24 protein-coding genes are annotated in these 25,140 nt (G+C 71.2%); 19 read left to right on the top strand and 5 right to left on the bottom strand.

Going from position 1 to position 25,140, the window contains the following annotated elements; translation table 11 throughout:
- Positions 1-18 precede the first annotated feature (18 nt).
- The 10 genes from truB to ABT324_RS07120 all read left to right on the top strand — a co-directional run bounded on the left by truB (position 19) and on the right by ABT324_RS07120 (position 10,058).
- Positions 19-927 carry a tRNA pseudouridine(55) synthase TruB gene (gene truB, locus ABT324_RS07075; RefSeq protein ID WP_351172975.1) on the top strand — a complete coding sequence of 303 codons (909 nt, stop codon included), beginning with the start codon at positions 19-21 and terminating at the stop codon, positions 925-927.
- A 118-nt stretch (positions 928-1,045) separates the two neighbouring features.
- A complete protein-coding gene (locus ABT324_RS07080) occupies positions 1,046-1,696 on the top strand; it encodes a DUF4232 domain-containing protein (protein ID WP_351172978.1) in 651 nt (216 codons plus the stop codon).
- 112 nt (positions 1,697-1,808) lie between these two features.
- Positions 1,809-2,795, top strand: coding sequence for a bifunctional riboflavin kinase/FAD synthetase (locus ABT324_RS07085; protein WP_351172981.1), 987 nt, complete (start codon positions 1,809-1,811; stop codon positions 2,793-2,795).
- Positions 2,796-2,962: 167 nt separating this feature from the next.
- Positions 2,963-3,445, top strand: coding sequence for a helix-turn-helix domain-containing protein (locus tag ABT324_RS07090; RefSeq protein ID WP_351172984.1), 483 nt, complete (start codon positions 2,963-2,965; stop codon positions 3,443-3,445).
- A gap of 120 nt (positions 3,446-3,565) precedes the next feature.
- A complete protein-coding gene (locus tag ABT324_RS07095) occupies positions 3,566-4,135 on the top strand; it encodes a 2'-5' RNA ligase family protein (protein WP_351172987.1) in 570 nt (189 codons plus the stop codon).
- Positions 4,136-4,281: 146 nt separating this feature from the next.
- Entirely contained in the window at positions 4,282-4,551 is a 270-nt protein-coding gene (rpsO, locus tag ABT324_RS07100) for a 30S ribosomal protein S15 (protein ID WP_270946929.1), read from the top strand.
- Positions 4,552-4,794: 243 nt separating this feature from the next.
- Positions 4,795-7,041 carry a polyribonucleotide nucleotidyltransferase gene (locus ABT324_RS07105; RefSeq protein ID WP_351172990.1) on the top strand — a complete coding sequence of 749 codons (2,247 nt, stop codon included), beginning with the start codon at positions 4,795-4,797 and terminating at the stop codon, positions 7,039-7,041.
- Between the two features lie 93 nt (positions 7,042-7,134).
- Positions 7,135-8,478 (top strand): M16 family metallopeptidase, encoded by a 1,344-nt coding sequence (locus tag ABT324_RS07110; RefSeq protein WP_351172993.1) that lies wholly within the window; start codon positions 7,135-7,137, stop codon positions 8,476-8,478.
- Positions 8,479-8,830: 352 nt separating this feature from the next.
- A complete protein-coding gene (gene dapB, locus ABT324_RS07115; RefSeq protein WP_351172996.1) occupies positions 8,831-9,577 on the top strand; it encodes a 4-hydroxy-tetrahydrodipicolinate reductase in 747 nt (248 codons plus the stop codon).
- Position 9,578: 1 nt separating this feature from the next.
- Positions 9,579-10,058, top strand: a complete 480-nt coding sequence (locus tag ABT324_RS07120) for a hypothetical protein (RefSeq protein ID WP_502949706.1) — start codon at positions 9,579-9,581, stop codon at positions 10,056-10,058.
- On the opposite strand, the gene ABT324_RS07125 is transcribed toward ABT324_RS07120, so the two are convergent.
- A complete protein-coding gene (locus ABT324_RS07125; RefSeq protein ID WP_351173003.1) occupies positions 10,059-10,793 on the bottom strand; it encodes a TetR/AcrR family transcriptional regulator in 735 nt (244 codons plus the stop codon).
- Positions 10,794-11,270: 477 nt separating this feature from the next.
- Here ABT324_RS07125 and ABT324_RS07130 point away from each other — a divergent pair, with 477 nt between their 5' ends.
- The 4 genes from ABT324_RS07130 (at position 11,271) to ABT324_RS07145 (ending at position 15,429) form a co-directional block, all read left to right on the top strand.
- The gene (locus tag ABT324_RS07130) at positions 11,271-13,094 is read left to right on the top strand and encodes a hypothetical protein (RefSeq protein ID WP_351173006.1); all 1,824 of its coding nucleotides are present in this window, start codon (positions 11,271-11,273) and stop codon (positions 13,092-13,094) included.
- A gap of 119 nt (positions 13,095-13,213) precedes the next feature.
- Positions 13,214-14,878 carry a hypothetical protein gene (locus ABT324_RS07135; RefSeq protein WP_351173009.1) on the top strand — a complete coding sequence of 555 codons (1,665 nt, stop codon included), beginning with the start codon at positions 13,214-13,216 and terminating at the stop codon, positions 14,876-14,878.
- 51 nt (positions 14,879-14,929) lie between these two features.
- Entirely contained in the window at positions 14,930-15,121 is a 192-nt protein-coding gene (locus tag ABT324_RS07140) for a hypothetical protein (protein ID WP_351173012.1), read from the top strand.
- Positions 15,122-15,189: 68 nt separating this feature from the next.
- Positions 15,190-15,429, top strand: a complete 240-nt coding sequence (locus ABT324_RS07145; RefSeq protein WP_351173015.1) for a hypothetical protein — start codon at positions 15,190-15,192, stop codon at positions 15,427-15,429.
- Between the two features lie 607 nt (positions 15,430-16,036).
- Here ABT324_RS07145 and ABT324_RS07150 read toward each other — a convergent pair.
- Positions 16,037-16,525, bottom strand: a complete 489-nt coding sequence (locus tag ABT324_RS07150) for a VTT domain-containing protein (RefSeq protein WP_351173018.1) — start codon at positions 16,523-16,525, stop codon at positions 16,037-16,039.
- Positions 16,526-16,606: 81 nt separating this feature from the next.
- Positions 16,607-17,170, bottom strand: coding sequence for a GNAT family N-acetyltransferase (locus ABT324_RS07155; RefSeq protein WP_351173021.1), 564 nt, complete (start codon positions 17,168-17,170; stop codon positions 16,607-16,609).
- A 226-nt stretch (positions 17,171-17,396) separates the two neighbouring features.
- Between ABT324_RS07155 and ABT324_RS07160 the strand changes: the two genes are divergently transcribed.
- Positions 17,397-18,605 carry a winged helix-turn-helix domain-containing protein gene (locus tag ABT324_RS07160; protein WP_351173024.1) on the top strand — a complete coding sequence of 403 codons (1,209 nt, stop codon included), beginning with the start codon at positions 17,397-17,399 and terminating at the stop codon, positions 18,603-18,605.
- A 504-nt stretch (positions 18,606-19,109) separates the two neighbouring features.
- Here ABT324_RS07160 and ABT324_RS07165 read toward each other — a convergent pair.
- A complete protein-coding gene (locus ABT324_RS07165; RefSeq protein WP_351173027.1) occupies positions 19,110-20,093 on the bottom strand; it encodes a DUF4097 family beta strand repeat-containing protein in 984 nt (327 codons plus the stop codon).
- Positions 20,094-20,107: 14 nt separating this feature from the next.
- Positions 20,108-20,680 (bottom strand): toxin-antitoxin system HicB family antitoxin, encoded by a 573-nt coding sequence (locus tag ABT324_RS07170; RefSeq protein ID WP_351173030.1) that lies wholly within the window; start codon positions 20,678-20,680, stop codon positions 20,108-20,110.
- Positions 20,681-20,842: 162 nt separating this feature from the next.
- Here ABT324_RS07170 and thyX point away from each other — a divergent pair, with 162 nt between their 5' ends.
- From thyX to dapA, 4 genes are all read left to right on the top strand, one after another.
- Positions 20,843-21,595 carry an FAD-dependent thymidylate synthase gene (gene thyX, locus ABT324_RS07175; protein ID WP_351173033.1) on the top strand — a complete coding sequence of 251 codons (753 nt, stop codon included), beginning with the start codon at positions 20,843-20,845 and terminating at the stop codon, positions 21,593-21,595.
- 337 nt (positions 21,596-21,932) lie between these two features.
- Positions 21,933-23,372, top strand: a complete 1,440-nt coding sequence (locus ABT324_RS07180; protein WP_351173036.1) for a serine/threonine-protein kinase — start codon at positions 21,933-21,935, stop codon at positions 23,370-23,372.
- A 55-nt stretch (positions 23,373-23,427) separates the two neighbouring features.
- A complete protein-coding gene (locus ABT324_RS07185) occupies positions 23,428-24,054 on the top strand; it encodes a TIGR03085 family metal-binding protein (RefSeq protein ID WP_351173039.1) in 627 nt (208 codons plus the stop codon).
- Positions 24,055-24,203: 149 nt separating this feature from the next.
- Entirely contained in the window at positions 24,204-25,136 is a 933-nt protein-coding gene (gene dapA / locus ABT324_RS07190) for a 4-hydroxy-tetrahydrodipicolinate synthase (protein ID WP_351173042.1), read from the top strand.
- The last annotated feature ends 4 nt before the right edge of the window (positions 25,137-25,140 follow it).

Consider the following 25,140-nt stretch of genomic DNA (forward strand, 5'->3'; position numbering starts at 1 on the left):
CGGGGAAGATGGTGCGCCGTGTCCGAGCACTCCCGAAAAGCACGTCCCCCCGTCCCGCCCGGCCTGCTCGTGGTCGACAAACCGGCGGGGATGACCTCGCACGACGTCGTCTCGCGGGTCCGCCGCATCATGGGCACCCGCAAGGTCGGCCACGCCGGAACCCTCGACCCGATGGCCACCGGCGTGCTGGTGCTGGGGCTGGAGCGGGCCACCAAGCTGCTCGGCCACCTGGCGCTGGACACCAAGGCCTACCTGGCCACCATCCGGCTGGGCGCCACGACCACCACCGACGACGCCGAGGGCGAAGTGCTGTCCGAAGTGGACGCATCGGCGGTGGACGAGGCGGCGGTCCGGGCCGGAATCGCCGAGCTCACCGGCGACATCCAGCAGGTGCCCAGCGCGGTCAGCGCGGTCAAGGTCAACGGTCGGCGGGCCTACGAGCTGGCGCGCAGCGGCGAGGAGGTCGAGCTGGCGGCCCGCCCGGTCACCGTGTCCCGCTTCGACGTGCTGGGCCTGCGCCGCACCGAGCGCACCACCGAGCTCGACGTGCTGGTCGAGTGCTCCTCCGGCACCTACGTGCGGGCGCTGGCCCGCGACCTGGGCGCGGGCCTCGGGGTCGGCGGGCACCTGGGCGAGCTGCGCCGGACCCGGGTCGGCCCGTTCGGGCTGGCCACCGCGCGCACCCTGGAGCAGCTGGAGGCCGAACCCGGGTTGTCGATGGGCCTCGACGAGGCGGTGGCGACGGCCTTCCCGCGCCGCAACGTGGACTCCGCGGTCGCCCGGGCCCTGTCCCACGGCCAGCTGGTGCCCGCCGCCGGGGTCGAGGGCACCTACGGGATGTTCGACCCGGAGGGACGGGCGGTCGCGCTGGTCCGCGACCGCGGCCGGACCGCCAAGCCGGTGCTGGTGATCACCCCGGCGAATTGACCGGTACCTCCGAAGTTCGCACGCGTTTTCGGTGACGCACGCCACCCTCCTGGAACCTGTTCCGCCACGCGCCGTCCCACGGCCGAGTCCGTAGGAGCGACGAGGAAGTGGGAGCAGCATGCGCAAGCGAGTGGTCGGGGCGACCGTCGTGCTGACGGCGGGTTTGGCGCTGAGCGGCTGCGCGGCGGGCTCGGGGCAGTCGCCCACGAGCCCGGAACCGCAGGACGGCGGCCAGTCGGTCGAAGCGGGCGAGCAGGCCGCGACCGGCGAGCAGACCGAGGGCTCGGGTGAGCAGACCGGGGACTCGGGTGACAACGGGCGCTCGGACGAGGACCGGCCCTGCACCGGGCGGGACCTCACCGCCCAGTACCAGTCCGGGCAGGCCAGCCCGACGGGCGGCGAGGCGACGCTGCTGGTGACCAAGGAGGACGCCAGCGACCCCTGCGTGCTCGACCAGTACCCGGATCTCCGGGTGCTCGACGAGAACGGCCAGCCGCTGCCGACGACCGTCCAGCACACCCTGGAACCCGCGCCGTCCCGCGTGCCCCTGCCGGGTCCTGCCTACGACCAGGCGGTGCTGTCGCTGAAGTGGACCACCGCGGAGGGGTGCGGGTCGAACGCGAGCAAGCTCGCGCTGAACCTGGTCAACTCCGACGACTGGGCCGACGCCCTGGAGGTCGCGGTGAACACCAGCGAGCAGGACGTGTTCGGGGCCGTCTGCGCCGGTTCCACGGTCGATGTCTCCGCCTTCGGCGCGGGCGTCAGCTGAGCCGCCCGGGGGCGTGGGCCGCCCACGCCCCCGGCGTCCCGGTGGGATGTGCGTCGCAGCACGGGCGACGGCTTTCCGGCACTCGGGTGGTGGAGCAGTAGGCTTCGTGGTCGTGCAGCGATGGCGTGGTTTGGAGCAGCTCCCCGGCGGCTGGGGGCGGTGCGTGGTCACCATCGGTGTCTTCGACGGCGTGCACCGCGGGCACCAGCAACTCATCTCGCACGCGGTGCGGCAGGCGCGGCGGCGCGGCGTGCCGTGCGTGCTGATGACCTTCGACCCGCACCCGTCGGAGGTCGTGCGCCCGGGCAGCCACCCGGCGCAGCTGACCACGCTGCGGCGGCGCGCGGAGCTGGCCGAGCAGCTCGGCGTCGACGTGTTCTGCGTGCTGCCGTTCACCCGCGAGGTCTCCCGCGTGCCCGCCGAGGAGTTCGTGCACGAGGTCCTGGTCGAGAAGCTGCACGCGGCCGAGGTCGTGGTGGGGGAGAACTTCACCTTCGGGCACAAGGCCGCGGGTAACATCGAGCTGCTGGCCAAGCTGGGCGAGCGGTACGGCTTCGAGGTCGAGACCGACGCGCTGGTGTCCGGCCCGGTCGAGCGGGACGACGAGCCGTCGGGCACTTCGGTGACCTTCTCCTCGACCTACATCCGCTCGTGCATCGACGCCGGTGACGTGGTCGCCGCGGCGTCCGCGCTGGGCCGCCACCACCGCCTGGAGGGCATCGTGGTGCGCGGGGCGGGGCGCGGCGGCAAGGAGCTCGGCTTCCCCACCGCGAACCTGTCCACCCCGCCGCACGCGGCGATCCCGGCCGACGGCGTTTACGCCTGCTGGTTCACCCACCGCCACCGGGGGTCGAGCGAGCCCGGCCGCACCATGCCCGCCGCCGTCTCGGTGGGCAGCAACCCGACGTTCTCCGGCACCGAGCGCACCGTCGAGGCCTACGTGCTCGACATCGACGCCGACTTCTACGGCGAGCACGTGGACCTGGACTTCGTGCGGCGGTTGCGCGCGATGGAGCGCTTCGACAGCGTCGACGCGCTGATCGAGCAGATGCACCAGGACGTCGCCGAGACCAGGCGCGTCCTGGCCGCGGACGGGTGAAGCCCGGCATGTCCACTCCCCGAACGGAGCAACCTCGGCGGCCGAGCGGTGCCAGGAGCTCCGGGCATATTTCCGATTCACATTCGCGTCTGGCCAATGACCTGGCAGTATTCAGAGCCGGATCGGCCAGGCGTGATCGGGTCGGCGCCGAGATTGGGGGAGCGAAGGTGGCGGAGAGCAGCAACGTCCAGCGGAACCTTGCCCTACAGCGGCAGTGGTACGGCGAACCGCTGGGTGACCGGGTCCGCCGCCTGGTCGTCGCGTTCCGCATCTCGCAGGCGCAGCTGGCCGACGTGCTCGGCATCAGCGCGCCGATGCTCAGCCAGGTGATGAGCGGCCGCCGCGCCAAGATCGGCAACCCGCAGGTGCTGGCCCGGCTGGTGATGCTCGAGCGCAAGGTGCTCATCCCCGGCGTGGCCTCCGGTGAACCCGACGCGATCCGGCAGGCGCTGGAGGACGTGCGGCAGTCCCAGCCGTCGGTGGGCCGGGACAACCTGCCGGTCAAGCACGCCGCCAACGGCGAGGAAGCGGCCTGGCCGGTGCTGCGTGAGGTGGCGAAGCCGAACGAGCTGGAGGCCGCGGCGTCCTTCCTCGAAGGCCGCTACCCGGGCCTGGCGGGACTGCTCCGCCGCGCCGCCAACGGCGACTGACCGTCGTGAGCGGCGATGGTCGCTGGAGCCACCATCGCCACTCACGAGGTGGCTGCGTGGCGTCGTGAGCGGCGATGGTCGTTAGAGCCACCATCGCCACTCACGACGTATTTTGGGCTGATGCGCCTGTTCACCGCGTTGTGGCCGTCGGAGGAGGCGGTGCGGCACCTGTCCGCCGCTGTCGACCGGCTGGACCGGAAGCGGTTGGCCGCGGCCACGGCCGGGCTGCGCAAGTTCCGGTTCAGCGCGCCCGAGCGCTGGCACCTGACGCTGTGCTTCCACGGCGACGACGCCGACCAGGACGAGGTCACCGAGCGGCTGGACCGCCGGGTCGCCCGGCTGCTGACCGCCGATCCCGCACCGCCGCGCCTGCGCTTGAGCGGGAGCGGGACGTTCCGCGGCGTGCTGTGGATCGGTGTCGAACCGGAGGCCACCGGCGACGACCGGGCGCTGCGGGCGCTGGTGCGCGCGGCAGGGGGCGACCCGCACGGCTACCGCGCGCACCTCACCATCGCGCGCTGGGCGGCCGGTCGGGGAGACCGGGAACTGCTGACCGGCCTCTTCGCCGGCTACGCGGGCCCCTGGTGGGAGGCCCGCGAGCTCACCGTGGTGCACAGTGACCTGCGGGAAAGCGGTCCCGCACACCGCACCGTGCACCGGGTCGGGGTGACGCGCACGTCATCGGGTTGACCCAGTAGGAGCAGCCCGCCCTGATATCCTGACCGGTGGAGCGGCTGCAGTCCGTGGTGGCCAGCTCCGGTCGGGAGCTCCCGACCCGTCCCCGGCCGGACAGGCCGGGTGCCGCTTGACACGGGACATCGAAGGAGAGTCAACTCGTGGCGTTGTCCACTGCAGAGAAGAAGCAGATCCTGGCCGAGTACGGCCTCAAGGATGGCGACACCGGTTCGCCGGAGGCCCAGGTGGCCCTGCTGACCAAGCGGATCATCGGGCTGACCGAGCACCTCAAGCAGCACAAGCACGACCACCACTCGCGTCGTGGCCTGCTGCTGATGGTCGGTCGTCGCCGCCGCCTGCTCAACTACCTGACCAAGGTGGACATCGAGCGCTACCGTTCGCTGATCAAGCGACTCGGCCTGCGCCGTTGACCAACACCGGGGGGAGTGGCCACGGGGCCGCTCCCCCCGGTGCATGAACCGGCGCTCACGCGCCGCAGCAAGTGAAGAGCGCTCACGGTGGTACGCACTGGGCAGGCGTCCGCCGGTCCTCGGTAGTGGCTGCCGGGCAAGTCGTCGTCAAGGACGTTCCCGGGGGCTTCGATCGATGGCCGGCCTCGTCGGACCACGACCCGGACGCACCTGCCGTGGGCCTCGTGAGGATGAGGAGTCATCTTGACCGAACCCCAGATCGACGAGGGTGTGTACGAAGCGACCGCCGTGCTGGACAACGGCGCCTTCGGCACCCGGACCGTCCGCTTCGAAACCGGACGGCTGGCCAAGCAGGCCGCGGGCAGCGTCGTCGCCTACCTCGACGACGAGACCATGCTGCTGTCGGCCACCACGGCGTCCAAGCAGCCGAAGGAGCACTTCGACTTCTTCCCGCTGACCGTCGACGTCGAGGAGCGGATGTACGCCGCGGGCCGCATCCCCGGCTCGTTCTTCCGCCGCGAGGGCCGCCCGTCCACCGACGCGATCCTGACCTGCCGGTTGATCGACCGGCCGCTGCGCCCGTCCTTCGTGGACGGCCTGCGCAACGAGATCCAGGTCGTCGTCACCGTGATGAGCCTGGCGCCGGGCGACCTCTACGACGTGCTGGCGATCAACGCCGCGTCGGCCTCCACGCAGGCCTCCGGCCTGCCGTTCTCCGGCCCCATCGGCGGCACCCGGATGGCGCTGGTCGACGGGCAGTGGGTCGCGTTCCCGACCCACGAGCAGCTGGAGCGGGCCGTGTTCGACATGGTCGTCGCGGGCCGCATCGTCGGCGACGACGTGGCGATCATGATGGTCGAGGCCGAGGCCACCGAGAAGACCGTCGCGCTGGTCGGCGAGGGCGCGCAGGCCCCGACCGAGGAGGTCGTGGCCCAGGGCCTGGAGGCCGCCAAGCCGTTCATCCGGTCCCTGTGCGTCGCGCAGCAGCAGCTCGCGCAGGCCGCGGGCAAGGCCGCCCAGGAGTTCCCGGTGTTCCCGGCCTACGCCGAGGACGCCTTCACCGCGGTCGAGCAGGCCGTGTCCGCCGAGCTGGCCGAGGCGCTGAAGATCGGCGGCAAGCAGGAGCGGGAGAACCGGCTCGACGAGATCAAGGCGTCGGTGCTGGAGAAGGTCGGCACCGGCGAGGGCGAGCAGTTCGAGGGCCGCGAGAAGGAGCTCGGCGCCGCGTTCCGCTCGCTGACCAAGAAGCTGGTGCGGCAGCGGATCATCCGCGACCAGGTCCGCATCGACGGCCGCGGGCTGACCGACATCCGAAGCCTGTCCGCCGAGGTCGGCGTGATCCCGCGAGCGCACGGCTCGGCCCTGTTCGAGCGCGGCGAGACCCAGATTCTGGGCGTGTCCACGCTGAACATGCTGCGGCTGGAGCAGACCATCGACTCGTTGTCCCCGGAGACGACGAAGCGGTACATGCACCACTACAACTTCCCGCCCTACTCGACCGGTGAGACCGGCCGGGTCGGCAGCCCGAAGCGGCGCGAGATCGGCCACGGTGCGCTGGCCGAGCGCGCGCTGGTGCCGGTGCTGCCGTCGCGCGAGGAGTTCCCGTACGCGATCCGGCAGGTCTCCGAGGCGCTGGGCTCCAACGGCTCCACCTCGATGGGCTCGGTCTGCGCCTCGACGCTGTCCCTGCTCAACGCGGGTGTGCCGCTGAAGGCGCCGGTCGCCGGCATCGCCATGGGCCTGGTCTCCGACGAGGTCGACGGCAAGACCCACTACGTGGCGCTGACCGACATCCTCGGTGCCGAGGACGCCTTCGGCGACATGGACTTCAAGGTCGCCGGCACGAAGGACTTCGTGACCGCCCTGCAGCTGGACACCAAGCTGGACGGCATCCCGTCCGAGGTGCTGGCCCAGGCGCTCGGCCAGGCCCGCGACGCCCGGTTCACCATCCTCGAGGTGATGGCCGAGGCGATCGGCAAGCCCGACGAGATGAGCCCGCACGCCCCGCGCGTGACCTCCGTCAGCATCCCGGTGGACAAGATCGGCGAGGTCATCGGCCCGAAGGGCAAGATGATCAACTCGATCACCGAGGAGACCGGCGCGGAGATCACCATCGAGGACGACGGCACCATCTACGTCGGCGCCGCCGACGGCCCGTCCGCGGAGGCCGCGATCGACAAGATCAACGCCATCGCCAACCCGCAGCTGCCGAAGGTCGGCGAGCGCTTCCTGGGCACCGTGGTCAAGACCGCGGCGTTCGGCGCGTTCGTCTCGCTGCTGCCGGGCAAGGACGGCCTGGTGCACATCTCCAAGCTGGGCAACGGCAAGCGCATCGGCAAGGTCGAGGACGTGGTGAACGTCGGCGACAAGCTGCGCGTGGAGATCGCTGACATCGACAGCCGGGGCAAGATCAGCCTGGTGCTGGTCAGCGACGAGGACGACAAGTCTGAGGCCGCCGCCGAGCCGGAGGCCGAGGCCGCCGAGCAGTGATCTGCGACTGACGCCGATGCGGCCCGTCCCGGTTCGTCCGGGGCGGGCCGTATCGTCGTGGTGCACCAGCCCGCCCGACCATTCCGTGGGGACATGAAGCAGCAGAAGCAGAACGTCGGTGGCCACCTGCAACGTCCCGGGACCACCCGGGTGCTCGGGCGCAGCGGGGACGCCGCAGTCCGGCGCACCGTGCTCCCCGGCGGGCTGCGGGTGGTGACCGAACCGGTGCCCGGGGTGCGCTCCGCGTCGGTCGGAATCTGGGTCGGCGTGGGATCCCGCGACGAGGGCAGGCCGCAGGCCGGTGCCGCGCACTACCTCGAGCACCTGCTGTTCAAGGGGACCGCCAAGCGCACCGCGGTGGACATCGCGCAGGAGATCGACGGCGTCGGCGGTGAGCTCAACGCCTTCACCGCCAAGGAGCACACCTGCTACTACGCGCACGTCCTGGACCGTGACCTGCCGCTGGCCGTGGACATGCTCTGCGACGTGGTCTTCGACGCGGTCAACGCGAAGTCCGATGTGGACGTCGAGCGCAGCGTGGTGCTCGAGGAGATCGCGATGCGCGACGACGACGCCGAGGACCTGCTGCACGAGTTGTTCAACTCGGCGGTGCTCGGCGACCACCCGCTCGGCCGGTCGGTGCTGGGCACCGAGGAGTCGATCACCGGCATGACGCGGGCGCGGGTGCACGGCTTCTACCGCAGCCGCTACGCGATGCCGAAGATGGTGGTCGCCGCGGCGGGCAACGTCGAGCACGGCAAGGTGCTGCGCCTGGTCCGCAAGGCCCTCGGCGAGCGCTTGACCGGCGACGAACCGCCCGCGCCGCCGCGCACTGGCCGCGCCCGGCTGCCGCAGCAGAAGCGCCTGGTGCTGCAACCGGACGACACCGAGCAGGCGCACCTGATGCTGGGCTGCCGCAGCTTCGACCGCTACGACGAGCGCCGCTTCGCGCTCGGGGTGCTCAACGCCGCGCTCGGCGGCGGCATGAGCTCGCGGCTGTTCCAGGAGGTTCGCGAGCGGCGGGGACTGGCCTACTCGGTCTACTCCTCGACCGCCGCCTATTCCGACGCGGGGACCTTCTCGGTCTACGCGGGCTGCACGCCTGACCGGCTTGGCGAGGTCGCGACGGTGATCCGGGGCGTGCTCGCCGGGGTCGCGGCGGACGGCCTGACCGAGGAGGAGGTGGAGCGGGGCCGTGGCCAGCTGCGCGGTGGCCTGGTCCTCGGCCTGGAGGACAGCGCGGCGCGGATGAGCCGGATCGGCAAGACCGAGCTGAACTACGGCCGCCACTTCACGGTGGAGCAAACCCTGGAGCGCATCGACGCGGTGTCCACCGAGGACGTGGCGACCCTCGCGGCGGAACTGCTCCGCCGCCCCCTCACCACGGCGGTCGTCGGCCCCTACGACACCCTCGAGGACCTCCCCACCGGCGTCTGACCCGACGCGACCTCGACGGAAGTTGGACGTCTGATTTCCGCTGAAGTCGCGGATGAGGTCCCGAACGGCCCCGACGTGTCGGGTTCCGAGGCGCCGGAGTACCGCGAGCTCCATGGAAACCGCACCCACCGGATGGGCAAGAGTCCGATGTGACGTGAGTCCGGTGAAGTGGCTGGGTTCGACGACTGGGGTGCGAGCCCGACGCGGTGCGTGCCCGCCGGGTCGTGCTCCCGGCGATGTGCTGGACTCCCGTCGGTGGGGTGTGACGTGGGCGGGCGGGGTGCCTGGTCGAGGTGGGTTGGTGCATAGACTCGGGGCGTCTCCAGGTGCGGGGTGGAAAGGTGGTCATCAGGTGAGCATCAAGGTCGGTGTGCTGGGCGCCCGCGGGCGGATGGGTTCCGAAGCGGTGCGGGCCGTCGGCGAGGCCTCGGACACCGAGCTGGTCGCCGCGATCAACCGCGAGGACGACCTCTCCGGTCTGGTGTCGGCGGGCGCGCAGGTCGCCGTCGACCTCACCCACCCGGACGCCGTGCTGGACAACGTCCGGTTCTGCGTCGAGCACGGCATCCACGTCGTGGTGGGCACCAGCGGTCTCGGTGAGCCCGAGCTGGCGCAGATCCGGTCCTGGCTGGCCGAGCGCCCCGAGGTCGGGGTGCTGGTCGCGCCGAACTTCGCCATCGGCGCGGTGCTGTCGATGCGGTTCGCCGAGCTGGCCGCGAAGTACTTCGACTCCGTCGAGATCGTCGAGCTGCACCACCCGAAGAAGGCCGACGCCCCGTCCGGGACGGCCGCGCGCACCGCGCAGATGATCGCCCAGGCGCGCGCCGGGGCCGGGCTCGGCGAGATGCCCGACGCCACGACCAAGGAGCTCGACGGCGCCCGCGGCGCCGACGTGGACGGGGTGCGCGTGCACTCGGTGCGGATGACCGGTCTCGTGGCGCACCAGGAGGTGCTGTTCGGCACCGAGGGCGAGACGTTCACCATCCGGCACGACTCGTTCGACCGGCGCTCGTTCATGCCGGGCGTGCTGCTGTCGATCCGCGAGATCGGCAACCGGCCCGGCCTGACCGTCGGGCTCGAAGCCGTGCTGGGGGTCTGAGTTGGCCGAGTCGGAGCGGCGCCGGTTGCTGACCCCGCGGACCTCGGCGTTCGTGGTGGCGGCCGCGCTGCTCGTCTACCTGGTGATCATGGGCGAGCGCGCCATCACGATGGTCGTCAGCGGGCAGCCAGTGTTCATCGCGCTGGGCGTGGCCATCTTCGTGCTGCCGGTGCTCGGCGCGGTGCTCGTGGTGGACCAGCTGCGCTTCGGGGCGAGCACCGAGCGGCTCGCCCGCCGGCTGGACGCCGAGGGCAGGCTCCCGGACGTCTCGCACCTGCCGCTGCGGCCGTCCGGCCGCGTCGAGCGGGAGGCCGCGGACGCGTGGTTCGACGAGAAGCAGGCCGAGCTGGAGGCGGAGCCGGGGGACTGGCGCCGCTGGTTCGCCTTGGCGCAGGCCTACGACCTGGCCGGTGACCGCAACCGGGGGCGTAAGGCGATGCGCCGCGCGATCGAGATGGAACGCGAGGACCAGCCGAGCTGATCACGCGGAGGTGCGTCGACGGCGGGCGTGCTGGCGGCACGTTGCTCCGCAGTAGCGCGGTGGCCGCCCGGTGGTTCGAACGCTGAGCTGCGCGCCGCACTCCACGCAGGTCCCGCGACGGTGCAGAGGCGCCGTGTCACGGAACCCGTCGATTTCCGTGACGTCGCGCAACCCGTTCAGCATGGACCGCACCAGCCGCATGCCGCGCGCCCGGTTCCGGTGCGCTGACAGCAGCGTGGCGCCCCCGATGGTCATCGCAGCCAGGTCCTCGGCGTCCACGTCCGCGCGTACCGCGCCCGCCTGCTTGGCGTTGCGCAGCAAGTCGTTCAACGCCTCCCGGAACCGCGTCGTCGCCTCTGCGAGCACGGCGCGCGGCCAACTCCGGTCGGCGGTGAACGCGTCGCAGAAGTGCTTCCGGGCGGCCAACTTCTCGATCACTTCGAGCAGGAACCCGAACAGCGCGGCGTCGGGCGCGGCACGGGCGCTCCACCGCTCGGCCGCGGTCACCAGCTCCACGACGTGCTCGGCGAGCACCGCCTCGACCAGGACCTCCTTGCTCGGGAAGTGCCGGTAGATCGTCTCGGCGCCAATCTCGGCGTACTGTGCGATCTGCCCGAGCGACACTCGGGCAGCCGGTGGCACGCCGACATCGAAGCGCTGCGCGTGATCCACCCTGGACTGCGCACCTTCGCCGACTGGCTCGCCGAATCCGGTGCCGCCGCGCTCCGAGCGCACCTCGGAACTCCCGGCTCCGAATCGTGATTCGCGAGTTCGTGTTGCGGCCGGGTCAACGGAGTGGGAAGTGTTGAATCCGCGACCACTTCCCGGGTGAATGCCGACGAGTGCGGCGCATTCGTCGCCGACCAGCAGGGGCGATCCCACCCAGTGGTTCGTCGTTGACAGCAAGTGGGGGCGTGCCGATCATTCCTGGCATGTCGAGGTTCGGCACTCTCGTCGCTCGCCTGCACGTTGATCTCGTGCAGCAGGCCAGCGCGCTCTGTCGCGTGCGTTAGTCCCCGCCACCAGTTCCGAACGAGCTCGCGACCGGGTTCGGTTGCGCAGCCAGGAAGTGCTCTCCGGTGGGACCAGGAGAGCGCGCTGCGAGAGCTCGGCAGCAATTCACCCATTCCCCGTCGTGCGGCGATCAATCCAGCCGCACGGCTGTTCCGGCACGCCCGAAAACGGGCACCCCCACCGATTCTCGGAGCACAGATGAAGAGCAGATATCGAAGACTGTCCACCGGTTTCGGCGCCGCACTGCTGGCCGTCGGCGCGGTCACGCTCCCGGTGCAGGACGCCTACGCCGACGTCGAAGTGTCCACCCAGTCGATCAAGGGTGCCGACGGCAAGGACTACACCGTCACCAACCACCTGGTGAAGAGCGCGCTGCAGAAGTCCCAGTCCGACGGCAAGCGCAAGGAGTGGCTGCTGGTCTGGGCCGGGGACGAGAACATCGCCGACACCGTCGTGCCGAAGGTCCGCGATTTGCCTGGATCCCTCACCGGCGGCATCGACGACATCGCGGACTCGTTGCCCGGCCCGGACTTCCTCGCGGTCATCGACGCCACCCCCGGGTCACCCGGGTACGGCGAGGTGGTCAACACCATCACCGTCGGACCGCTGGTGGAGAACGAACCGCACCACATGCAGTACGTGTGGCACAAGGGCGACACGATCTACGCCGGTGCGCTCTTCGGCGCGGCGACCTACGCCTTCGACGTCACCGCACTGCCCGAGGTGGAGCTGAAGGGCATCAGCCTGCCGTCGCAAACCCTCGGCGGTTCCGTGCCCGACGCGTACTGGGTGCTCAAGGACGGCACCGCGTACGCGACGTACATGGGCGGGCCGGTCGCACCCGGGCCGTACCGCTACGACGACGGTTCGGTGCACATCGGAAACGGGTTCGCCGGCAGCCCAGGCGAAGTGGTCCGGTTCGACGAGAACGCCAAGGTGCTCTCCCAATCCCCGGCCGCGACGCCCGGCGGGGACAACCCGGAGCTGTGCGACAACCTGCCGCGGCTGGGCCAGCCGACCTGCGCCAACCCGCACGGGATCCAGGCCCGCGAGGACCTGGACACGCTGGTCACCGCGGACTACGTGGAGCCGCGCAACATCATCCTGGACCCGGTGAAGGCCCCGTCGCCGTACCTGCGGCGGCCGACCGTGCGGACCTGGGACATCTCCGACCGCAACCATCCGAAGCTCAAGGCGGTGTCCTACCTGCCCGACGGCCCGCGCGCCGACCCGGCCGACCCGCTGCACCAGGAGAGCCGCGCGGTCATGGAGACCACGGTCACCAATCTGCCCGGTCACAAGGGCGCCTTCGCCCAGACCATGCAGGGCGGTGCGGTGTTCTACACGCCGGACATCACCGCCGCCGAACCGCACTGGCGGCAGGTGTTCGACGACGGCACCGCGGCCCCCGGCTTCGACGGGGCCAACGATCGCAACGGCGGTAGCTCCAACGGCGGCTGGATCCAGACCAGCCCGGACGACCGCTTCCTGTACCGGGCGATCCAGGGACGCCAGCCCGGCACGTTCGGCCCCGACGACCCCGGCACCACCGGCGGCGTCTACGTGCTGGACATCTCGAAGCTGGTCGCAGCGGGTACCGACTACCAGTGCTCCATCGACACCAAGGAGGAAGCCGAGCACGGCGGTGCCGAGGCGGACTGCCCCAGCCTGGCCGGGACGACGCCGATCAACCCCGGCACGCCCGGGGCCGGCCCGCACTGGGGCGCCTACGACAACTTCGTGCTCGGCGACGACGGCTACTACCACGAAACCCAGCAGCCGCGACGGCTCGCGGTGTCGAACTACTTCGTGGCCCGCTCCGGTCTGGACGGTGACCACAAGGTCAACATCGTGAAGCTGGGCGAGGACGGGGCGGCCGCGGTCGACGACGCCTTCCGCGACGAGGTCACCGGCGAGGTGGGCATCAACTTCAACCGGAAGTCCTGGCCGCACGGCCAGTTCGGCAACGCCAAACCGCACTCCGAACTGTTCGTGGTCGCCGACGAGGACCTCAAGGGCTGATCGCGAACCCGCCGCGCGGCGATGCCGGTCGCGCGGCGGACCACGTCGGTGGCGCCGTCCGCGCACGCCCGGTGCCACCGGCCCAACTGCCCCTGGAACACGAGAAAGCGGTGGAGCACATGCATTCCCACGTCGCAGTGTCCGAAGTGGACCTGCTGGGGCTCCTGCTGCGGGTGGTGCTGCTGACCAGCACCGCACTGGTGGCGGGCATCGGCCTGCTGCGACCAGCGGTGGCTGTGCCGCCTCGGCTGGCCTGGGGCGCCGGTGCGCTCGCCGCCGCGGCCAGCGCGAGTTCCGCTGCGGTGCTCGACATCAACACAGGCTTCGCCGTGGCGCACGCGCTGCTCGCACTGGCGGTGCCGATCGCGCTGCGCTGGCGGGCGGTGGCCACCTACCTGGGATTCGCGCTGGCCCTGCTGCTCATCGCCGAGGCCGCGCTGGAGCACGCCTCGTTCGAGTTCTTCCTGGACACAATCTTCGCCGCCGTCGCGGTGGTCTGGTTCGGCATCGCCGCAGGGCAGTGGCGACCTGACAGCGGCCTGCGCCCGGAACCGGTGGCGCTGACCGCGGCACTCGCCCTGGCGGGAGCCGGGGCGGCGCAACTGCTGGCCTCGGGCCTGCTCGACCGGAGACTGGTGGAAACCGCACACGGCTTGGCACTGCTGGTCCTCGCCGTCGCGGCACTGGGGGTCCTGCTGCTGACCCTCGTGCTCCGCGACGTGCGTCGGCGCTACCGGTTCGGCGCGGCGGGGGTGCTGGTGTCCGTCGTCGCCTGGACCGCGCTTCCGGGGCTCCCACCCCCGGCGGACCTGCCCGTGCCCGGGGTGCCCCGAGTGGTGTCCGCGGCGGGCACGTCGGTGCTGGTCAGCCCGCACCGGCCGGGCCGGAACCTGGTGCACTTCCCGGCGAGCGCCGGGCTCGACGTGGTGGTGGAAACCGCCGCCGGACTTGCCCGCGCCGTACCCCGCCCCGGCAGCTCGGGGAGTTGGGCGGAGATCGAACTGCCCGCCGGGCGCAGCGACCTGATCGTGCGGCGCGGCGCAGAAGAGGACACGGTGGAGGTCGACCCCGGGCAGCTGCCGCCGCTGCCCGACGCCGTGGGCCCGGACGGAACTGAATGTGCCAGCGCCGCCCTGGGCGACTTCGCCGCCGGAGCGCCGGAAGTCCTGGACCGCTGCCCGTCCGCCGAACTGCCCGGGGAGGACAGCGATGCGCTGCGGCAGCTGATCGGACACCTCGCCGAGGTCCCCGTTCCGGCGATCGACGTGGTCGGCGACGACTCGCCCCGCGGCCGCGCCGCCGCTGAGCTGGTGATCGCGGAAGCCCGGCAGCGAGGCATCCCCGTCCGGCACGACCGGGACGGCGCGCTGGTCGTGGTGTCCGGGTGGTCGCGCGCCGCCGCGGCCCTCGACGACGCCAACCGCGGGGAGTTCTACCTCCACGGCGTGCAACTCGCCCCGTGGCTGCTGCACGGCCCAGTGGTGAACCAGGTCGCTGGAGCCTCGATCCCGCTCCGGTTCGACCCGCGCGACCAGCGCTCCCTGACCTACGGCATGACCCTGGCCGCCCGCTTCGGCGGCGAACCACCCTCGCTCGCGGGCTTCCGCCGCTGGCTCGCGGCCCGCGGCGACCACGTCACCGGCCCGACCGCTGTCTACGCCTCCGCCCAGGTCGACGTCATGCAGATGACCAGCCACCAGCACGACAGCGCCGCCGCGGGCCAGTGGATCCCGAACGGCACCATCGTCGCCATTTCCGGCCCGCTCGGGCTGGACAACGGCTGACCCGACTCGGCTGGACCAGCACGGACCGGCCAAGCACAGAAGGAGGAAACCATGTCCGCGACCATCCGCCGCCTCGCTGCGGCCTCGGCTGCCGCGCTCACCGCCTGCCTGCTCACCGGCGGCGTCGCGACCGCCGAACCGATCTGGGTGCTGCCCGGCGTCGACCTGGGGCCGCTGCTGGAACCGGCGGTGCAGCTGCCCACCCAGCTGCTGGCCCCGGTCCACGACGTCCTGAACCCCTGACCAGCACGTCCGCGTCCACCGGGCGCGGATTCGGTGGTCGACTAGGAAACCAGTCGGAAGGAAGTGCCATGACCCAGCGGAACACCTGCCGTGCGCTCACCACCTGCCTGCTCGCCGGAGTCGCGCTGCTCAGCGCCGGACCGGTCGCGCTCGCCGAAGCACCCCGCCAGGACGGCGTGGCCGTCGTCGACGAGCCGGACACCAGCGGGCTGGAGAACAAGTGGACCTTCGCGCCGCTCGGGGTGCCGGTCTTCGGGCTGGTCGACTCGATCAGCGGTGTGCCGAAGCGGTTGGGTCTGCCGTTCTGATCCCGGGGCCGGGCCCGGTGCTCGACCTGGGGTGCCGGGCCCGGGCTCGGTTGGGGGTGCTGGGTTTGGTGTTCGATTTGGGGATCGGTGGTGATACTTCGCGGACTTGGCTAGGAGCGGTGGCGTGGGGGTTGGGTTCGAAGCGGTGGGTGGTTGCGTTGGGCGGTTTGCAATTTCAATCGAAATTGCCGTCGTTGTTGACGGAGCCTGCGGTGGCGGGGTGAGGCAATTTCAATCGAAATTGCAGACGTCACCACCCCTCGGTCGGCCGTCGGATCTGATGTCGTTTCGATGTTCGTGCGGTCGTTGGGTCTGGTGGTGTCTCGATTTTCGTGCGGTCGTCGGATTTTGGTGTAGTCCCGGTTGCTCGTGCGGCCGTCGGGGCTTGTGTTGTTTCGATGTCCGTGCGGTCGTTGGGTCTAACGTGGTTTCGAATTCGTGCGGTCGTTGGGGCGGGGGTGAGCGCGGCTCGTCGGGTGGTGTTGGAACTGGCTACTCGCGACTTGTCTGGCGACTGGTGGGTTTGGTGTCGTCCCGGCACTTCGGGCGGCCCTCGTCGCTTCAGCGCTACCGCACTTCGAGGAGACTCGCGCTGTTCTTGTTGTGGTTACAGCCAGGTGATGATGGCTGTTGGGGCTATTGCTAGGGCTGCGAAGCGGATGAAGCGGCCTATGAAGCCTGTGATGACGAATGTGGGGAGGGGGACCTTTGCCCAGCCTGCTACCACCGCTACCGCTGCGTACGGGGGGAGGCTTGCCGTGGCGCTGATCAGGAGGAGCGCTCCGGTCCAGACCGGGCGTTGTTGGCAGTTCGAGCGGAAGCGCTCGAGCCACTGGCGCCAGCGGCCTCGTCGTTCGGTTTCGCTCTTGCGGCGGCAGAAGCTCGGTAGGCGGATCGCGCCGCGCGCCGCGTAGTAGTGCAGGAGCTTGCCGCCGATCTGGCCGGTGGCGATCACCGCCGCCAGCAGCCACCACGGGATCTCCGGGCCCTTGAGCACCAAGCCGATCGCGAACAGCTCGACGCTGATCACCGGGAGCAGCGCGGATGCCACCGACACCCCGAATGCGGTGGACAGCAGGCCGATGATGGTCAGCACGTTCGCCCCCAGCGCGTTCAGACCAGCTGACGAGAACCTAGCAACGCCGAACACGACCTGCGCAGGCGAACAGGTGCGTGCTCACGAATCCTCGAACTCCAGCTCCAGCGGGCCGGACAGGCGCAACTCCCGCAGCGGGCGGCCACCGGCGTCCAGCGTGCGCACCGTACCGTCCGGGGCCCAGCCCGCGCTGCGGAAGAAGGACATCGAAGCCGTGTCCGCCTCCGGGACCCACGCGATGCCCCGGGTGGCGCCGGTCCCGGCCAGCCGCCGCGCCATCTCGCCCAGCAGCCGACCACCGTGGCCCCGCCGCCCCCAGCGCGGCTCCACCAGCAGCGCGCTGACCAGCACCACGGCGTCCGCATCGGGCGGCACCGCCCCGTTCGCCGCGGCCACCTCCGGTTCCGGCGCGGGACCAGCAGCGCAGAATCCCACGACCCAGGAGCCCTCGGTGGCCACCAGCACGGTGGCCGGGCCCCCGGTCAACGCTTGGTGCCACTCCCGCTCGGCCGCGGCGCTGTCCATCCCGTCCAGCACCTCGGCGGGCAGCAGCTCGGTGTACGCGGTCCGCCACGTCGTCAACTGGATGCGTGCGATCTCCGCAGCATCGGACGGCACCGCTTCCCGCACCTCGGGATCAGCCATGCGGCCAATCTAGAGGTTGCCGCAATCGCACTGCGTGGCGGACCGGATACCGCATCGCGGAACACCCCTGGTCTGCGGCGTCGGCCTCCACATCCAGCTCCGGAGCCCGCGTCGACGCCCGGGCGTGCCGGAGCGGCGCTGCGGGGCGCACATGCGCGGACACCGAGCGACACGACCCCGTGTCCAGTTGTCAGCCCTCGCTGGCACCATCGGGCGGGTGCAGACCATGAGCCGTGAGACCGCTCGCCGAATCGCCCTGGCCGCCCAGGGGTTCGCCGACCCGCCACCGCGTGGCGAGGTGACCCGGCGGCACCTCCAGCGAGCGTTGTCGCGGACCAAGCTGCTGCAACTCGACTCGGTCAACGTGGCGGTCCGCGCCCACTACATGCCGCTGTTCAGCCGCCTCGGCGCCTACGCACCCGAGCTGGTCGACACCGCAGCCTGGTCGCACCGAGCGCGACAGCCCCGGCGGCTGGTCGAGTACTGGGCGCACGAAGCGTCGCTCATCCCGATCGAGGACTGGCCACTGCTGCGCTGGCGCATGCGCGAGTACGGCGGCGCGTGGCGGCGGCGCAGCAAGGAGCTCCTCGAACGTTCCCCCGAGCTCGTCAACGACGTGCTGGCGGCGGTCAAGGACCTCGGCCCGATCGGCGCGGGCGCGCTGGAGCGCGAACTCGGCGGTGGTGAGCGCCAGGGCCGCGGCCCCTGGTGGAACCGCACCGACACCAAGCGGGTGTGCGAGCTGCTGTTCGCGATGGGGGAGCTGACCATCGGCACCCGACGTGGTTTCGAACGCCTCTACGACCTGCCCGAGCGTGTGCTCCCCGCGCACGTCCTGGGGCACGAACCCGAGGACGACGAGGCGATCCGCGCGCTCGTCGAGCGGTCCGCCCACGCACTCGGCGTGGCGACCGAACCAGACCTGCGGGACTACTACCGGCTCTCCCCGGCCCGGTCCCAACAAGCGGTGGCCGAACTGGTCGAGGACGGCGTGCTCGACCCCGTCTCGGTGCACGGCTGGCGGCAACCCGCGTACCGGTACTCCGGCGCGCGGATACCCCGCAAGATCATCGGTCGGGCGTTGCTGTGCCCGTTCGACCCGCTGATCTGGGAGCGCTCCCGCGCCCAGCGGCTGTTCGACTTCCACTACCGCATCGAGATCTACGTGCCGGAGCCAAAGCGGCAGTACGGCTACTACGTCTTCCCCTTCCTGCTCAACGGTGACCTGGTGGCCCGCGTCGACCTCAAGGCCGATCGAGCCGCTGGTGTGCTGCGGGTGCCCGGTGCGTTCGCCGAACCGGACCGCGACCCGGGCGAGGTCGTCCCGGAACTGGCCGCTGCGCTGCGCGACATGGCCTCTTGGCTGGGCCTCGACGAAGTCGTCATCGGCGACCGCGGAGACCTGGCCAAGCCCCTCCGCGCAGTCACCCGCTGACGGCAGTAGCGACCCGCCTGACCGCGCGGGCATGACCGCGTTCGGCAGAAGCGGAGCGAACAGCCCACAGTGGTCTTGTCGAGCGGTGCCGGTGGTCCTGGTGGGCAACACATCGGTACCGCTGACATCGCCCGCTCCGCCGTCGCATGACGCTCCGGCGGCAGTGCGGCGGTCGGGATACCGAGCGGGATCTCGGTGACGCCGCCGCCTGCTCGTCGTTGTTGTCCACCCCGGGGTGCCAGCGGCCGTTCCGGCCCCCGATGTCGAACTGCTCCGGGCGGGTTCTGGTTGACGGCAGCGAACATGTCGACCTGGTCCACCCCGGGCCGCAGGTGCTGCTGCTCGCCCGACGTCGTCCCGATGGGAACACCGGAGAAACGAACCAGCACCAGCCAGGTCGTTCGCCGGCTCCGCTTCCCCGCACCGCGCTGCAGTTCGCCGCAGCCCGTCGACGTGCGAGTCCGCAGCCCGCACCGATCAGCGGCCGCCCGGAGCCCCGCGCGCCTACCCGGTAGCTGACGTCAACACGGCATCACCCGTTCCCGTCCGGCCGAAAACGTGCAGCTTCGGCTCCTCCTCAGGTGCTTCCTCGGACACCTCCAGATCGCTGCTCACGCTGCCGGTGGACGAGGTGAGGTCGACCTCCGCCTTGGTGCCGCGGTGGATCGACACCTGGAGCTCGCCGGAGCCGGTGATCAGCTCCACCTGGCCCTCGATCGCGTCCGAGATGGTCAGGTCACCGCTGCCCGTCCTGGCCAGCACGTCAGCGGAGACCGTGCCGAACCAGACGTTCCCGCTGCCGGTGGCCACCGACGACGCCGCTTCGAGCGAGCTGATCTCGACGTCGCCGCTGCCGCTGCGGGCGTGCACACCGCCTGCCATCGTTCCGAGGCGGAGCTGGCCCGAACCGGAGCGGATGGTGGCCCGGTCCGAGGCCTGCTCGACCGACGTGGTCCCGGAACCGGACTGGATGTTGACCCGCCCGGCCGGCCCGGTCACCCGGACCTCGCCGGAGCTGGTGTTCACGCCGACCTCCGAGTCCAGCGGCGCGCGCACCGTGACCGCCAGCGGCACGTTCCGCAGCGGTGCCGCCGCCGGGGTCCGGATGGCGAGCCGGTTGCCGGTCATGTCGATCCGGGTCCGGCGAACGGCTTCGGTGATCGGCTCCTGCGCCCCGCGGGGATCACCGCTGGTGCGGATGCCGGCCTCGCCGAACTGCTCGCTGACCCAGTTCAGCAAGCCGGACAACCCAGTGCGCCAGTCCGGTCCGGACGCCGCCGGGTCGTGCCGGACCTCGACGTGGGTGACCGCCGTGTCGGCCAGCTCGACGGTGACCGGTCCGGTGCTGTTGCCGACGTCGATGCGGATCGGCCCGGAGGTGTCGAAGTCCTGGCTGCGCACCAGTTCCGCGAGCCGCTCCTCGGCCGTCGACCGGCCCCCGACCGGATCGCGCAGGTCGTCCGGCTCGGGGATGTCTTGGTTCGTCATCAGAGCACCGCCTCTCAACCTTCTACCCAGCCGCGGAGGCGCGAGCCGGGCTCGCCGCGCCACCGGCCGCGCGGTCCACCACCGGGCGGACCCCACTGCCGACCGCCGCGCCCGTGCCGCGGGTGGTCCCACGGGCCGCGTGGTCGTCCGGTGTGCAAGGCGCCCTGCACCGCCTGGGCGACCCAGGTGTTCAGGGACACGCCCTGGCTCGCCGCGGCCTGCTCCGCCTGCGACTTGATCTCCTCGAGCAGCCGGAGCGTGATGCGGCTGATGTCGCCGCTCTCGCCACTCGGCGGCGGGGGTGGTGGTGCTTCCTCCTCCTGATCGTCCGGGGTCGGTGGTGGGGTCGACCCGCTGACCACCACCCGGACATCGCGTCCGTCCAGCCGGATGTCGACGACCGGGCCGTCCAGCTGGGTCGTCACCTCCGCGGCCAGGTCGGACAGGGCGTTCATGATGGCCAGCCGGGCGGCTGGCTCGATCGCGCCGGACAGCACCGCCGCCGTCTGCCGGGTCTGGTCGTCACCGGCGGAGGCGGCCGAACTGAGGTCGTCGCGGAGCTGGTCGATGTAGGGGCTCAGATCCATGACGCCATGGTGGCATCGAGGATGACATCATGCAATGACCCGATGGTGTCATCCGGCGTCACGGGATCTCCGCGGTGCCGCCGGATAGGCTCGGCAGCACAGGGGAGTCGTCGCACGGCGGCCGTCAACCGCCGTGCGGAGCGAGGAAGGGGTCCGCCCGCAGTGACCGAGATCGTGCGGCCGAAGGTGCAGCTCATCGGCAAGACCGAGTTCTTCCCGCCGGAGGACGTGGACTGGTCGACCGACGCCGACGGCGGGCAGGCGCTGGCCGAGTTCGCCGGTCGGGCGTGCTACCAGTCCTGGCGCAAGCCGAACCCCGCCACCGCCACCAACGCCGGCTACCTGCGGCACATCCTGGAAGTCGGCCACCTCTCGGTGCTGGAGCACGGCACGGTGTCGTTCTACCTGTCCGGGCTGTCCCGCTCGCTGACCCACGAACTGATCCGCCACCGCCACTTCTCCTACTCGCAGCTGTCGCAGCGCTACGTGCCGGAGCGCGACGCCGCGGTGGTCGAGCCCGACGTCATCGCGAACGACCCGGAGCTGCACGAGAAGTTCGTCCAGGCCACCGAGGCCAGCGTGGCGGCCTACACCGAGCTGCTGGCCGGGCTGGAGGAGAAGTTCGCCGACGAGCCGAAGGCGACGCTGCGCCGCAAGCAGGCCCGCCAGGCCGCCCGCGCGGTGCTGCCGAACGCCACCGAGACCCGCATCGTGGTCACCGGCAACTACCGGGCCTGGCGGCACTTCATCGCGATGCGCGCTTCCGAGCACGCCGACGTCGAGATCCGCGCCCTGGCCGTCGAGTGCCTGCGGCAGCTGCGGAAGGCGGCGCCGAACGTGTTCAGCGACTTCGAGATCACCGCGCTGAAGGACGGCACCGAGGTCGCCTCCAGCCCCCTCGTCTCCGAGGGCTGACGTCCGCGGGTTCACCCGGGCAGCTCCCGGGTCTCGCGGAGGTGCCGACCCCACCGGGAAAGCGCAGCTGGCCGCGCGTTCGGGCGGACCTGTTCGGGCAGTTCGCGCGCCGTCTCGGCGGGAAGCACCGCCCCCGCCTGCTACGCGCCGTGCTCACCCGGCCGGAGTTCTGCTTCGCTGAGTCGTGCCTGTTCGGAGCGCGCGGTCCCCACCGCCGAACGCGCGGCGGAGGGGGAACCCGCAGCGGTTCCACGCAGTCCGAGTGGACAAGTCGCTCATCTGATTGGATGAACGACGGTGTCGGGTTGTTGCGCTTCGTGATCGCGCGTGAGTACAGGTGGAGGACGTCGCCGTGGTGGAGCAGGTCGGGTCGGGTGTCCAGGCCAGGCTGATCGGCGGGCGGTACCAGGTGGTCCAGGAGCTCGGCCGCGGCGGCATGGGCATCGTCTGGCGGGCGTGGGACCAGGTCATCGGCCGCGAGGTCGCGATCAAGGAACTGCACCTGCCCGACGGGGTGCCGCCGGAGGAGCGGCAGGTCTACGAGGAGCGGGTGCTCCGCGAGGCGCGCACGGCCGGGCGACTCAACGACCCCGCGGTGGTCACGGTGCACGACGTGTTCGCCGAGGCCGGGACCACCTACATCGTGATGGAGCTGGTACCGGCGATCACGCTCGCCCAGCACGTCGCGCAGCACGGCCCGCTGCGCCCGGAACAGGCTGCCGACCTGGCCCGCCAGGTGCTCTCCGCGTTGGAGAGCGCGCACGGGGCGGGCATCGTGCACCGCGACGTCAAGCCGAGCAACATCATGGTCGCCGACGGTCGCGTCAAGCTGGCCGACTTCGGCATCGCCCAGGCCTTCGACGACCCGCGGCTGACCACCAGTGGCGCCATCGTCGGCTCGCCGTCGTTCCTGGCACCGGAGCGGTTGCAGGGCGCGGACGCCACTCCCGCCAGCGACCTGTGGTCGTTGGGCGCGACGCTGTTCTTCGCCGTGGAGGGCTGGATGCCCTTCGAGCGCCAGACCACCGCCGCCACCCTGAACGCGGTGCTGAACGAGGCCCCGCAGCTCTCCCGGCCGCACGGAACCGTCGGGTCGGTGATCACCGGCCTGCTGATCAGCGACCCGCGCGCCAGGTTCACCGCGCCCCAGGTCCGCGCGCTGCTGGACAGCACTTCGACCGGTGGTGCGCCCGAGCGGACGAGACAGGCAGGAACCCGCGTCGCCCCGCGGCCGAAGGCCACGCTGCGGCCCTGGCTGATCGGCAGCGCGACCACCGCGGTGGTGCTCTTCCTCGCCGGTCTGCTGATCGGCCGGTTCGCGCTGGTCGGCGGCAGCGAACCGGTCGCGATGCAACCGACGCTGACCTTCGGCGAGGGCGGTGACATCGACATGACCGACCTCGACGGGGAGAAGTGCGGTGACGGGGAGCTCGCCGCCAGGGCCCAGCTGATCAAGGCCAAGTCCTGCTCGAAACCGCACGACTTCGAGCTGATCGCGGACTCCAAGCCGTTCAGCGCCAGCGACGAGGACCTGCCCTACCCCGGCGAGGAGGCACTGGCCCGCTTCGGCGAGGCCTACTGCTCGCTCTACTTCAGCTCCGACAAGATCCTGACCCCGAGCAAGCAGACAGCGCTGCGCTTCGTCACGCTGATCCCGTCCAAGCAGACCTGGAACAACAAGGCCACCAGCGCGGGGGCCGATCCGGGCGACCAGTCCGTCCACTGCGCCGTCCACAGCGCCAACGGCGACAAGCTGCACACCTCCGTCACCGGGTGAGGACACGCCGGGCGCAGGCCGGAACCCGGTCGGCGCCAAGCACTAAGGTGGGCACATGGGTGTGGCCAGTGATGAACGCCAGCAGTTGTGCGACCTGCTCGAGCAGGTCGGCCCGGACGCCCCGACGCTGTGCGAGGGGTGGACGACCAGGGACCTCGCGGTGCACCTCGTGGTGCGCGAGCGCCGCCCGGACGCGCTGGCGGGCAAGCTGCTGAAGTCGCTGGCCGAGCGCAGCGGGCGGATCGAGGACGAGCTGCGCGCCCTGCCGTGGCCCGAGCTCGTCGACCAGGTGCGGCAGGGACCGCCGAAGTGGAACCCGATGGGCCTGGCGGGTGTGGACGAGGCGGTCAACGCCGCCGAGTTCTACGTGCACCACGAGGACGTCCGGCGCGCCCAGCCGGACTGGCAACCGCGGCCGGTGGACCCGGTGCGCGAGGAAGCGCTGTGGAAGTCCCTCGGGCGGGTCGCGCGGGTGTTCTACGGGCGCAGCCCGGTGGGCGTGGTGCTGCGCCGGCCCGACGGCACCGAGATCGCGGCCAAGAGTGGACCGCGCACAGTGCGCATCAGCGGCGAGCCCAGCGAGCTGCTCCTGCACGCGTTCAGCCGACGTGCTGCGAAGGTCACGTTCGACGGCAACGAGGCCGACGTGCTCGCGGTGGAGGACCTGCGCCGCTCGTTCTGACCCCAGGAGCCGGAAACTCCGTCGCGGCAGGCCTGCTCAGCCGGAAGATGCACGGCTGGGAACCGGTGCCGGGCGCGGGGTTTCCGGAATGCGCGGTGACCCTGGTCCGGGGGCTCTGAACAGGGAAGTCACCAGGTAGCGTCAGGGCCATGACCGCTTGCCCCACTGCGATTCCAGGCCGCCCGTTCGGCCGCGTCCTGACCGCGATGGTCACGCCCTTCGACGAGGACGGCAAGCTCGATGTGAAGCTCGCCCAGGAACTGGCCACCTACCTGGTGGACAGCGTCGGGAACGACGGGTTGGTCGTCAACGGCACCACCGGTGAGAGCCCCACGACCAGCGACCACGAGAAGGAGCAGCTGCTGCGCGCCGTGGTCGAGGCGGTGGGCGACCGCGCGACCGTCGTGGCTGGCGCGGGCACCAACAACACCGAGCACTCCGTCGAGCTCGCCCGCGCCGCGGAGAAGGCCGGTGCGCACGGCCTGCTGGTGGTCACGCCGTACTACTCGCGCCCGCCCCAGGAAGGCCTGTTCCAGCACTTCTGGACGGTCGCCGACGCCACCGAGCTGCCGGTGATGCTCTACGACATCCCGCCGCGCTCGGTGGTGCCGATCCAGGTCGACACGCTCAAGCGGCTCGCCGAGCACCCGCAGATCAAGGCGGTCAAGGACTCCAAGCACGACCTGCTGGCCGGGAGCGAGGTCATGGCCGCCACCAACCTCGCGTACTACTCGGGCGAGGACCCGCTGAACCTGCCGTGGCTGTCGGTCGGCGCGGTCGGCTTCGTCAGCGTGATCGGTCACGTCGTGGGCGACCGGCTGCGCGCCATGCTGGACGCCTTCGAGGCCGGTGACATCAGCGGTGCGCGGGAGATCCACAACGGCCTGCTGCCGGTGTACCGGTCGATGAACTTCGTCGGCGGCGTCATCTTTTCCAAGACCGCGCTGCGGCTGTGCGGCTACGAGACGGGGCAGCCGCGGCTGCCGCTCCCGGCCGCGACCGAGGAGCAGGTGCGGCTGATCACCAGCGACCTGTGGGATGCTGGCCTGGTACTGGTCAACCCGGACGCCGCACAGAGGTGAAGCA

Origin of the sequence: Saccharopolyspora sp. NPDC000359 (genome assembly GCF_040300525.1) — a bacterium.
Classification (GTDB): domain Bacteria; phylum Actinomycetota; class Actinomycetes; order Mycobacteriales; family Pseudonocardiaceae; genus Saccharopolyspora.